The organism is Agrobacterium sp. Azo12, assembly GCF_029193765.2.
Taxonomy (GTDB): Bacteria; Pseudomonadota; Alphaproteobacteria; order Rhizobiales; family Rhizobiaceae; genus Agrobacterium.
Map to the genome: position 1 here is coordinate 2,872,678 of NZ_JARFYO020000001.1, position 12,081 is coordinate 2,884,758.

Annotated in this window: 10 protein-coding genes; 5 read left to right on the forward strand and 5 right to left on the reverse strand. The window is 56.7% G+C overall.

Annotated features, from left to right (window positions below; all coding sequences use genetic code 11):
• Nucleotide 1: 1 nt before the first annotated feature.
• From PYL13_RS13735 to PYL13_RS13745, 3 genes are read right to left on the reverse strand one after another with little or no spacing between them, the layout of a single operon-like run.
• A complete protein-coding gene (locus tag PYL13_RS13735; protein WP_275641693.1) occupies nucleotides 2-1,258 on the reverse strand; it encodes a CCA tRNA nucleotidyltransferase in 1,257 nt (418 codons plus the stop codon).
• Entirely contained in the window at nucleotides 1,255-1,887 is a 633-nt protein-coding gene (locus PYL13_RS13740; protein ID WP_275641694.1) for a CoA pyrophosphatase, read from the reverse strand. Before PYL13_RS13740 ends, PYL13_RS13735 begins: the two co-directional genes overlap by 4 nt.
• Nucleotides 1,884-2,507, reverse strand: a complete 624-nt coding sequence (locus PYL13_RS13745) for a DUF1285 domain-containing protein (RefSeq protein WP_275641695.1) — start codon at nucleotides 2,505-2,507, stop codon at nucleotides 1,884-1,886. The genes PYL13_RS13740 and PYL13_RS13745 overlap by 4 nt, the downstream gene beginning before the upstream one ends.
• A 283-nt stretch (nucleotides 2,508-2,790) precedes the next feature.
• On the opposite strand from PYL13_RS13745, the gene PYL13_RS13750 reads away from it, so the two are divergent.
• The 4 genes from PYL13_RS13750 to PYL13_RS13765 are packed head-to-tail and all read left to right on the forward strand — an operon-like array spanning nucleotide 2,791 to nucleotide 9,626.
• Complete coding sequence (locus PYL13_RS13750; protein ID WP_192488397.1) at nucleotides 2,791-3,801, forward strand: AAA family ATPase; 1,011 nt, start codon at nucleotides 2,791-2,793, stop codon at nucleotides 3,799-3,801.
• Nucleotides 3,802-3,827: 26 nt separating this feature from the next.
• Nucleotides 3,828-4,748, forward strand: coding sequence for a DUF58 domain-containing protein (locus PYL13_RS13755; protein WP_275641696.1), 921 nt, complete (start codon nucleotides 3,828-3,830; stop codon nucleotides 4,746-4,748).
• The gene (locus tag PYL13_RS13760) at nucleotides 4,745-7,555 is read left to right on the forward strand and encodes a DUF4159 domain-containing protein (protein ID WP_275641697.1); all 2,811 of its coding nucleotides are present in this window, start codon (nucleotides 4,745-4,747) and stop codon (nucleotides 7,553-7,555) included. The genes PYL13_RS13755 and PYL13_RS13760 overlap by 4 nt, the downstream gene beginning before the upstream one ends.
• Nucleotide 7,556: 1 nt before the next feature.
• Entirely contained in the window at nucleotides 7,557-9,626 is a 2,070-nt protein-coding gene (locus tag PYL13_RS13765) for a hypothetical protein (RefSeq protein ID WP_275641698.1), read from the forward strand.
• A gap of 89 nt (nucleotides 9,627-9,715) precedes the next feature.
• Here the strand turns inward: PYL13_RS13765 and PYL13_RS13770 are convergent, their stop codons facing one another.
• Nucleotides 9,716-10,285, reverse strand: a complete 570-nt coding sequence (locus PYL13_RS13770; RefSeq protein WP_275641699.1) for a GNAT family N-acetyltransferase — start codon at nucleotides 10,283-10,285, stop codon at nucleotides 9,716-9,718.
• Nucleotides 10,286-10,581: 296 nt separating this feature from the next.
• Between PYL13_RS13770 and PYL13_RS13775 the strand changes: the two genes are divergently transcribed.
• Complete coding sequence (locus PYL13_RS13775) at nucleotides 10,582-11,574, forward strand: glutathione S-transferase family protein (protein ID WP_275641700.1); 993 nt, start codon at nucleotides 10,582-10,584, stop codon at nucleotides 11,572-11,574.
• Nucleotides 11,575-11,583: 9 nt separating this feature from the next.
• Here PYL13_RS13775 and PYL13_RS13780 read toward each other — a convergent pair whose 3' ends face one another.
• Nucleotides 11,584-12,072 (reverse strand): NUDIX domain-containing protein, encoded by a 489-nt coding sequence (locus tag PYL13_RS13780; RefSeq protein WP_275641701.1) that lies wholly within the window; start codon nucleotides 12,070-12,072, stop codon nucleotides 11,584-11,586.
• Between the last annotated feature and the right edge of the window lie 9 nt (nucleotides 12,073-12,081).

Consider the following 12,081-nt stretch of genomic DNA (forward strand, 5'->3'; position numbering starts at 1 on the left):
TTTAATCCTGCAGCATGGTTTTCAATCGGGCGGTCAGTGCCGCCCGGTCAAGTGAGAAGTTGACCTCAACCCACTTGTCTTCCAGCGCAGAAAGCACCTCGCCCACACGCGGTCCTGCAGCAACGCCTTCTGCCAGCACATCGGCACCGGTCAACGGAAAGGCCGGTTTGACAAACGCGTTTGCTCGATTGTTGAGCGTCGATAGTCGGGCGACTTTGCGCATCGCCTCTTCACCCGCCGACACATCAGCACGGGCCGCAGCCAGCGCAAGTTTCAGCCGCATCACTACCCCATCCTTACCCTGCCGATAAAGTAGACGATCAAGTGCCGTTTCTGCCATGGTAGCGTCCGGTGTCTGGGCACCCGCCCACAACGACAGCCGGTTGGTTTCGTTTTTCGACATCCGCAGCCTGCTGGCCATGGCTTCAACTCTTGCCACGTCAGGCGGGATAATCGCCGCAAGGCGTATCAACGGGTCGACCGACCAATTCAAAGACTGCTCGGCAGCAACGAGGCCATGGATAGAATCGATGCCCCACTTTTCCGTCTCCGGCAGCACCTGCGCCAGGACGCCAGACTGCCTCATCCACAAAAGGGAACGCGACGGATCGGGTGCTGACAACAGTTTCTTCAACTCGCTCCAAACACGCTCGGCCGACAGGGTCGACAGCTTATCTTTAGCACGTGCGCTTGCCCGGAGCCCGTCCGCGTCTGGACGACCGGACCCGTACCAGGCAAAAAACCGGAAGAAGCGCAGTACACGCAGATAGTCTTCTGCCACCCGGGTTGCCGCATCGCCAATAAAGCGCACGGTTCGAGTCTCAATGTCTGGCAGACCATTGATCAGGTCGATAATGTTGCCTTCGACATCGGCATACAGGCCGTTGATTGTCAGGTCTCGGCGCTCGGCATCAACCTGCCAGTCGGTGCCGAAGGCAACATCAGCACGTCGGCCGTCAGTCGCCACGTCGCGACGCAGGGTGGTTACCTCGTAACCTTCCCCCTCCAGAACCAGCGTGACGGTGCCATGCTCAATGCCTGTCGGGACGGATTTGATTCCCGCATCCTTCGCCCGTTCCACCACATCCTGCGGCAGCAATGTCGTGGCAATATCGATATCGCCAACCGGCATATCCATAAGAGCATTGCGGATTGCGCCCCCGACAATCCTTGCCTCGCCGCCATCAGCGTTCAGCAGACCAAGAATGCGCTGAAGGGCCGGTTTGGAAAACCAGTCCTGCCCGGCAATGCTGTTCATGCGTATAGCCTTTCATAAATCATGCGGACGATACCCGCCGTAATGCCCCAAATATAACGTTCGCCATAGGGCATCTCGTAGAAGTGCCTTTCATGGCCCTGAAACATACGGCTGGCAAGCACGTGATTGTCGGGATTCATCAGAAAAGACAGCGGTACTTCAAAGACCTCATCAACCTCTGCAGGATTGAGGATCAGATCAAATCCGGGTTTTACAACAGACAGAACAGGTTTGATGCGGAAACCCGTGCCGGACACGTAATCCGGTAAAACGGCCAACGGCTCGACAAATGAACGTGGCAGCCCTATTTCTTCTTCAGCCTCCCGCAGCGCAGCAATTTCGGCATTTTCATCTTCTTCATCGATACCGCCACCGGGAAAGGCTATCTGCCCGGAATGTTTGCGCAGCGTCGACGTGCGCTGTGTAAAAATCACCCGCGCCTCATTGCCATCGTCGACGACAGGCACCAGCACTGCCGCATCCTTCAGTTTGACGCCATCAATGGAAAAGCGCACGGCAGGGTTCAAACGGTGGTCGCCATTCACACCCGCCGTCTCGAAAGCGTCTTCATTCATTGAGATCACGCGACGGCGAAATTCGCCCGCGGAAAACTGCATCACATCACTCATTTCGACAACATATCCAGTTCATTCATCGGCATGACTGGAAAAACATCGTCACCTGATCGAACGCAGAACATCTCGGTACCGTTGATGTCCATCGACTCTCCTAGTGCTGCCAGATCATACATAACCGCTCTTGAAACCAGGGCTTCAAGCCGGCCTCGCACCAGCAGATAGGGTTTCAATTCGTGATTTTCACCGTGTATGTCAAAACGGAGCGGATTATCTTTTCCAACAGCCACCACATCCCCCACATTGGTCCGAAATGTCAGTTGCTGTTTGCCCCCCTCTTTCGTCACCATCATCTCGACAGCAAGAAATGGTGCATCCACCACCTTGATGCCGACTTTTTCCACAGGCGTCACAAGATATGTTTTACCATCTTCGTCTTTTCGCAAAACAGTGGAAAACAGCCGTACCAGCGGCGCCCGGCCAATGGGCGTGCCCATATAAAACCAGGTGCCATCCGCCCTGATTTCCATGTCGAGATCACCACAAAATGGTGGATTCCAGCGCTCGACTGGGGCCGGCCCACGCGGTTTATCACCGGTTTGCTCAGCTGCGCGAGAAATCAGGGCAGCAAGACCTGCCGCATCTTTCGCCGAATTTATCGTTTCGCTTGCCATATTCGAGTCCCGCTTTACACGTAATGGAACATGAGTAACGAGATAGTCATTTGAAACATGCTTGTCAGCCGTCAGGATGGCAATAAGCTATATGCAGTGCAGAAAACGTCTTAAACTATGCCGCGTAACAGCGTGCGGCGGTTTTGCGGTCACGGTATACGATAAAACAATGACTTACAGCACGTTACTTGGATATGATGAACCGAAACGTGATTTAAAGCCACGATTCGCCGGAACCGCAGGATGAGCCGAACGGTTCGATGAAAATGTTGAGGAGAGCGACATGGGCATGATGAACACCAGCGAAGCCCTCGATGAAAAGGCGATTATTGCGGCAGCCGAAAAGGCGCTGGCAGATATTGCAGCCATCCGGGCAGATGTTTCCAAGGTCATTTTCGGTCAGGAAAAAGTCGTCCAGAACACCCTGCTCGCCATTTTGTCCGGCGGTCACGCGTTGCTGGTCGGTGTTCCCGGCCTTGCCAAGACAAAGCTGGTGACGACGCTCGGCACGACACTTGGCCTTGATGCCAATCGTATCCAGTTTACACCCGACCTCATGCCGTCAGATATTGTCGGTTCGGAAGTGATGGACCAGGATGAGAGCGGGCGCCGCTCTTTCCGTTTCATCAAGGGACCGGTCTTTGCCCAGCTGCTGATGGCCGACGAAATCAACCGCGCCAGCCCGCGTACCCAGTCCGCTTTGCTGCAATCCATGCAGGAATACCACATTACAGTCGCTGGCCAGCGTTATGATCTACCAAAACCATTCCACGTTCTGGCGACCCAGAACCCACTGGAGCAGGAAGGCACCTACCCTCTTCCAGAAGCCCAGCTCGACCGCTTCCTTCTGCAGGTCGATGTTGACTATCCGGACCTTGCCGCCGAGCGCCAGATCCTGCTTGACACCACCGGCACCACATCAGGTGAAGCACGCCGCGTGATTGACGCGGAACGCCTGATCGAAATCCAGACCCTCATTCGCCAGATGCCGGTCAGCGACAAGGTTGTTGATGGCATCCTGTCGCTGGTGCGTTCGGCACGTCCCGGTCACGGCAATGCACTGACCGACAAGAATGTTGCCTGGGGTCCAGGCCCACGTGCTGGCCAGTCGCTGATGCTGACGGCGCGTGCGCGTGCGCTCTATGAAGGCCGTCTAGCGCCCTCGCTGGACGATGTTTATGCCCTTGCGGAACCTGTACTGGAACACCGCATGGCATTGACCTTCGCTGCGAGAGCCGAGGGCATGTCGGTTCGTGATGTAATTGCAGGACTTGTGGCGCAGGCCAAAGGCTGACCCTTAAGGGCAGAAAAGGAGCGCAAGTGGCATCCATTGGTCAGATCGTCGAGAAGACCCCGGGCCCAGAGGTTCTGGCGCGCGCGCGCCAGCGCGCAAGTCTGGTGCCGGATTGTATGGTGGAAGCCAAACGCATCGCCAACACCGTGATTGCCGGCTGGCATGGCCGCCGCAAACGCGGCATCGGCGAAAACTTCTGGCAGTTCCGCCCCTATGCCGAGGGTGAAAGCCTGTCGCGCATCGACTGGCGCCGCTCGGCCCGTGACGATCATACCTATGTCCGCGACCGGGAATGGGAAGCAGCCCATACAATCTGGTTGTGGGCCGACCTGTCACCATCAATGATGTTCAAGTCGACACTGTCGCCGGTATCGAAAGAAAGCCGGGCATTGGTGCTGATGCTGGCATTGGCGGAAATTCTGGCTCGCTCCGGTGAACGGATCGGTTGTCCCGGCATCATGGAACCGGTCTCGGCGCGCAACGCCGCCGAACGACTGGCCGCTGCCCTCATGCATGCACCAATGACCGGCGGCTTGCCGGAAACCAACATGATTAAGGGTGCAAGCGATATCGTGCTGATCGGCGACTTCCTGGATGATGCGGCAAACGTGATGGAGCGTATTTCGCCCTTAGCACGCCGCGGTTTGCGCGGGCATGTGGTGGAAATTGCAGACCCCGCAGAAGAGACCTTTCCTTACAGCGGCAGAACCGAATTTTCCGATCCCGAAACCGGTGAAAAGCTGGTGTCAGGTCGCGCCGAAACCATCAAGCAGGATTATACCCGCGCCTATTTTGCCCGTCGTGATGCGTTGGGATCAGCCCTTCGTCGCATGGGCTGGAATTTCGTGTTTCACCGCACCGACCATCTGGCATCCGAAGCGCTGGTGACGATGCACATGTATCTGTCCGGTTCTCCGGCCGGTGCTGTAGGTGGAGGTCGTACATGAGCGCCCTGCCTTTCCTGTTCACCAATCCCTATATTCTCATTGGTCTCGCCGCCCTGCCCGCCATCTGGTGGCTGTTGCGGTTGACACCGCCACGCCCAAAGGCCGAGGTCTTTCCACCACTCAAAATCCTTGCAACGGTTTTGAAACGTGAGGAAACGCCGTCGCAAAGTCCCTGGTGGCTAACCTTGCTGCGCATGGTTCTGGCGGCCTTGGTCATTCTGGCACTGGCCGATCCCGTCCTTAACCCGCGCAACACGTCCGTGGCCAGTGGTGGTCCCCTGGTGTTGGTGGTCGATAATGGCTGGGCAACATCGATTGACTGGGAACGCCGCGTGCAGACCGTATCGGCGATCATTGACGATGCCGAGCGTGCCGATGTGCCGGTTTCGATCAGCTTTACCGCCGAAACCAACAACGACGCCGTGCCGACAACCGCGGCCGTGGCTCGCGAAAAACTGGCCGCTGCAAAACCGCGGCCCCTGGTTCCAGACCGGTTCAAGACCGCAGAATCCGTGACCGAGGCATTGAACGGCACCTCGCCCGGCACATTAGTTTTTGTCGCCGATGGTATTGCAACGCCAACGGATCAGGACGCACTGGCTGATCTTGCCAGCCTCTCACCTTCGGAGCTACGGTTGATCGAAGGTGACGGCAAACAGATCTCCGCCATTACCTCCGCTTCCAACGGCGCCGATTCCATGTCGCTTTCCATTGCCCGCCTGAACACAACAGATGCAGAAAATCTGACGGTGAATGCGCAGGATAGTCAGGGCCGCACACTTGGCACTGGAACAGCAGCTTTCGCCGCTGGTGCTGATGAGGCCACCGGCACCATCGAAGCGCCCTTCGAATTGCGTAACGACTTTGCCCGTCTTTCGATTGAAGGACTGACCACAGCAGGTTCCGTGCATTTGCTAGATGATGGTTTTCGCCGTCGCCGTGTCGCACTGCTTGCCGGCGATACCGGCAGCGACTTCCAGCCGCTGCTGCTGCCATTGTTTTACATCAGTCGCGCCCTGCAACCTTACGCCGACCTGATCGAGCAGCGACAGCCTGACCTTTCGGTTGCCATACCTGAAATCCTGCAGGCTAACCCATCCGTCATCGTCATGGCTGACATTGGCCGCCTGCCAGCCGAAACCTATGAACCTTTGCAACGCTGGTTACAGCGTGGCGGTACCTTGATCCGGTTTGCCGGTCCGCGCCTTGCGGCAGCCCCAGCCGATGACCCGCTGGTACCGGTAACCCTTCGCCAGGGCGAGCGCACGCTGGGTGGCGCGCTGTCATGGGCAGAACCACAGCCGCTTGCTGATTTCCCGAATTTCGGCGCTTTTGCAGGCATGCCGAAAGCCGACGGCGTATTGGTCAAACGTCAGGTGCTGGCAGAGCCAACGCCTGATCTCGCCGAACGGACATGGGCAAGCCTTGCCGATGGAACGCCGTTGGTGACCATGCGTGAAAACGGCGCTGGCCGCATCGTGCTGTTCCACATTAGTGCGGAAGCCACATGGTCGGACCTGCCGATTTCAGGACATTTCGTTGAAATGCTGCGTCGCCTTGTACAGCTATCGAAAGCCGCCGGCGCGACCGCCGAAGGCAGCGCCGTTGGCAGCCTTGCCCCTTATCGCCTGCTGATGGCAGATGGCACACTGACCACGGAAACCGGGACGGCACGACCGCTGGAAAACCGGCCCGGCCAGACGCCGATCGCAAATTTCGAAACCCCACCCGGCCTGTACGGCACAGAGGATGGCTTCGTGGCCCTCAACCTTTTACCAGCAGGTGCAAAACTTGCGCCGCTGGATGCCTCGCTTGCTAATCTGCCTGTGCTGCGTGAAGGGTTGATCGGCGAAACAGCCCACTCCCTGCGCCCCGCTCTGTTCATAGCGGCATTCCTGCTGCTGATCGCCGACAGCCTCATCATGCTATTCATGAATGGTGCCTTTGCCCGTCTTCCCCGTACTAGAGGCTCGGCTGCCGCCGTGATGCTTGCCTTCATGGCAACACTATCATTGCTGGCACCAGACACGGCACGTGCAGATGATCCCAAACCCGGCGATGAAGCGATTTTTGAACGGCTCGACACCACGCACCTCGCTTACGTCATCACGGGTGAAAGTGATGTCGACGATATCTCAAAACGTGGGCTGCAGGGCTTGAGCGAGTTCCTAACCTGGCGCACGACGCTGGAACCCGGCGCACCGGTTGGTCTTGATATTTCAAAGGATGAATTGTCCTTCTATCCGATCATCTATTGGCCGATTTCTGCCACCGCACCAATGCCATCCAGTGCTGCGATTTCCCGAATCGATGCCTATATGCGCGCCGGGGGTACTGTGCTGTTTGACACACGCGACCAATTCACCTCACTCGGCAATGGTGGTGGTACCAGTGCCAATGGCGAACGCCTTCAGGCCATTCTCGCCAATATAGACATCCCACCGCTGGAACCAACACCGGAAGATCACGTACTGACCCGTTCGTTCTATCTGCTGACCAACTTTCCCGGCCGATACAACGGCAGCCCGCTATGGGTCGAATCCCGCCAGGATTCCGGCAAGACCACGTCCGGCCTGTCTTCGTCAGGCGATGGCGTGACACCTATTCTGATCACCGGCAATGATTTTGCGGGCGCATGGGCGATCGACGACAATGGTGCGCCTTCGCTGCCAACCGTGCCTCCGGATGAAGTGCAGCGTGAACATGCGTTCCGCTCTGGCGTGAATATCATGATGTATATGTTGACCGGCAACTACAAGGCAGATCAGGTGCATGTGCCTGCCCTGCTGGAAAGACTGGGGCAATGATATGACACTGACTTTTGCTCCCTTCCTCCCGTGGTTTGCCATTATCATACTCGCCGTTGCAGCCCTGTTGCTATTCGTCCTCGGACTGTGGCGTGGTGTGCGCGGCGCATGGCTGCGCGGTATTGCGCTTGCCGCCCTGCTGCTTGCCATTCTCAACCCGCTTCTGACACAGGAGGAGCGTGAGCAGCTTTCCACCATTGTGCCTGTCATCGTTGACCGTTCGCAAAGCCAGGATACGGCGGAGCGTACAAAGATGACAGATGATGCGCTGGCGCAGTTGCAGGATCGTCTGTCGCGGTTCCCGCGCATCGAGCCGCGCATTGTCGAGGTGCAGGATGATGGCACCAGCGATACGCCATCGACACGCCTGTTTTCCTCGCTCAATTCCGCAATATCAGATGTATCACCATCTCGGGTTGGCGGTGCCATTTTCCTCAGCGACGGCCAGATCCATGACATTCCAAACCCCGGTCAGGACCTTGGTTTCAAAGCACCGATCCATGGCTTGATCACCGGCAAGGCGGACGAATTTGACCGGCGTATCGAGGTGGTTCGTGCACCGCGCTTCGGCATCGTCAACGAAAACCAGCAACTGACCTTCCGGGTGTTTGATGACGGCCGCAGCCAGGGCGGCCCGGCAGAAGTTACCATTCGCATGAATGGCGAGGAACTGGCAAAGGTACAGGCAACACCCGGCCAGCCGACACCGTTCGATTTCAAGGTGCCGCGTGGTGGCAACAACGTCATGGAATTCTCGGTCGCCGAACTGCCCGGAGAAGTCACCACAGCCAACAACCGCGCTGTGCATCTGATTGAAGGCATTCGCCAGAATCTGCGTGTGCTCCTGGTTTCGGGTGAGCCCCATGCCGGGGAACGCGCATGGCGCAATCTGCTGAAATCCGACGCTTCGGTTGACCTCGTTCATTTTACCATTCTGCGCCCTCCGGAAAAGCAGGATGGGACACCGATCAACGAGTTGTCCCTGATTGCCTTCCCGACCCGTGAGCTTTTTGTTGAAAAGATCGAGGATTTCGACCTGATCATTTTCGACCGTTACCAGCATCGCGGCGTGCTGCCGATCCTGTATTATGATTATATTGCCCAATATGTCGAAAAGGGCGGCGCCCTTCTGATTGCGGCGGGACCAGAACATGCCGGACAGGACTCCATTGCCCTGACGCCGCTTGCCAGCGTTTTGCCAGCCAATCCGACCGGCCAGATGCATAATTCCGCCTTCTACCCTCGCCTGTCTGAAGCGGGCAAGAAACATCCGGTCACGCGCGGCCTTGAAGGCTCTGGTGATGAACCACCGGCCTGGGGTCGCTGGTTCCGCACCGTCAGCGTTGATCCTCCGGCTGGCCAGACAGTGATGCTGGGCGATGGACAAGACCCACTGCTGGTGCTGAACCGCCAGGGCGAAGGCCGTGTGGCGATGCTGTTGTCCGATCAGGGCTGGCTGTGGGCGCGTGGTTTTGAAGGTGGCGGTCCGCACGTGTCGCTTTACCGGCGCATTGCCCACTGGCTGATGAAAGAGCCGGAACTGGAAGAAGAGGCTCTCACCGGCCGGGCCAATGGCCGCACACTCGAGGTCACCCGCCAGACGATTGGCGATGATCCCGGTCAGGCAACCGTCAAGTTCCCATCCGGCAAAACCGAAACCATGGCGTTTAACGAAGCTGGTCCCGGCCTTTACAAGCTGGAACAGCGCATGGACGAAACCGGCTTGTTTGAAATCACCAATGGCGAATTCACCACTTTGGTGCATGTCGGTGCCGTTGATGCCCCGGAATTCAAGGCGATGATTTCAACCACCGAAACACTCGCGCCGCTGGCTGCGGAAACAAAAGGCAGCGTGCACCGCGTTGCCGACAATGACGGCCGTCTCACCCTGCCGGACATTTTGCCTGTGCGCGGTGAAGTGCGTGTCCCCGACAACAACCGCATGCTGATCAGCATGACCAATGAAACTGTGCTGACCGGCGTCAACACACTGCCGCTGTTTGCCGGTTTTGCGGGATTGGGCGTGCTGCTGTTTGCATTTGCCGCCGTGTGGTGGCGTGAAGGTCGCTGATACCTTTTTCAGCAATATCGACCCAAAAAAACCTGACAGATTGCTCTGCCAGGTCTTTTTGTTGGATCATTCAAGTTAAGAACGTAAGTTCAGGCAAAAACCCTTTGAGGTTCCTCATAGGTATCCTCTTCGGCATCCGGCATTGCCATCACGGCTTCACATTGCCGCCAGCCAATCACGCCCTTCAGCCGCGCATGAATATCTTGGCCAAGGGGTACAACCAGCACCCGGTTCGGATCAACAGGCCCCGGAAAATCCAGCGCCTTATAGCTGACCTTCTCAAAGCCGAGCGGCATGTAATAAGGTGGGTCTCCGATCAGGATAACAGCTTCCGAACCCTTGCGTTTTGCCGCCTCGATGGCAATCCGCACCAGTTCCCGGCCAATGCCCATGCTCTTGTGGGATGGCCGCACGGCAAGTGGTCCCAACATATGTCCTTTGACACCACCGGCCAGCACCGGCGTCATCCGCACGGAGGCAATGGTTTCACCGTCGTCAGCACAAATGAATGACAAGGTCCGGTCATGAGGTCCCTGCTCGCGAATGCGCGCTGCCGCACGGGTGTGACGGCCCGGACCAAATGCTTCTTCGTTGATGATTTCGATGGCAGCATCGTGAGATGCGTGCTCGGTAAGGTAGACCAGATCGTGCTTGGACATTAAAAGACCCGAACCAAAAAGCGGACATGACAATAGCGACAGCTACGCCTCAAGAGGCGTTTAAGAGCGTCAGCGTCGTCGGAGCATCCGTGGTTCAGTCATTGAATTCGATCAATCCCTAAAAGTTTGTTTTGCCTGATATCAGGATTCATGGGGAGCGTCCAGCCTTTATTGAACACCTGCATCCATCATAATTGTGAACGGCACAGAACGCAGTGTTCACGATTAGGGTATCGAATACATCAGAAAATAGCCTATTCTTTACTCAGTCAAAAATTGAAACAGGAGGTTGCACCATGGGTATGCTGGTGGAAGGTGTCTGGAAAGACGTATGGTATGACACAAAGGAAACCCGTGGCCATTTCAAGCGCAGCGCATCACAGTTTCGTAACTGGATTACCGCAGACGGCGAGCCCGGCCCATCTGGTAAGGGTGGCTTCAAGGCGGAAAAAGACCGCTATCATCTCTACGTATCGCTGGCCTGTCCTTGGGCACATCGCACGCTGATCTTCCGCAAGCTCAAAAAGCTGGAGGATCTGATTTCCGTTTCAGTCGTCGATCCGCTGATGCTGGAAAACGGTTGGGAGTTCAAACCTGAGTCTGACCGCACACCGGGCGCCACACAGGACCATCTGTTCGGCTCGTCCACACTCTGGCAGGTCTATGTCAAAGCCGATCCAAACTATTCCGGTCGCGTCACCGTGCCAGTGCTCTGGGACAAAAAGAATAACACCATCGTTTCAAATGAATCGGCGGAAATCATCCGCATGTTCAACAGCGCCTTCAACGGCCTGACAGGTTCGGAAGAAGACTTTTATCCCCAAGCGTTGCAGCAGCAGATCGATGAGCTCAATACCCTCATCTACGACACCGTGAACAACGGTGTTTACAAGGCCGGTTTTGCAACGACGCAGGAAGCCTATCAGGAAAACGCCATCAAGGTGTTTGAAACGCTGGATATTCTGGAAGCACGGTTGAAACAGCAACGCTTCCTGTTTGGCGCAAACCAGACCGAGGCTGACTGGCGGTTATTCACCACCCTGGTGCGGTTTGATGCTGTTTATGTCGGCCACTTCAAGTGCAACATTCGCCGCATTGCCGACTATCCCAATGTGAGCGGTTATCTGCGCGATCTCTATCAGACACCGGGTGTCGCCGAGACGGTCGATATGCGCCATATCAAGGAGCATTATTATCGTAGCCACACGATGATCAACCCAACTGGCATTGTACCTGTAGGGCCAGCCATCAATCTTGAAATGGCACATAACCGGCAGGAATTGGTTTAATCCCCGCGCCTACCAGTAATCCGAGACAGTGATCTCACCCTTCAATTCCTGCAAACGGCGGCGCGTTGCCGCCGTTGCATCCTCGGGCAAATTGTCCGGATCAAAAAAACCGCTTTCCTTGATTTCCCAATCCGCCAGCCGTGGTGCCGTTTGCTCGACATTCAACCTGTAGAGCACAACATGGTCGCGCCTGCTGGCCTTGTTGTTGAAATAGACATGGAAAATCTCCGGCGTGCTGGTCGCCGTCAGATTGCCCTCCTCGCGAATTTCCTTGTGCAGCGCTTCGATCACTGTTTCGCCGCGCTCAACGCCGCCACCGGGCAGATACCAGCCCGGCAAATAGGAATGGCGTACAAGAAACACCCGACCTTGTGCGTCAAAACAGGCCGCTCGCACCCCCATTGTCATGCCACGCGTGACCAGGAACACCGCATGCAGGATGCGTGTCACAATCCACGTCAACAAACTCTGTTTTTCGGGGGAACCTTTTCCGCTCATTCTACCTTT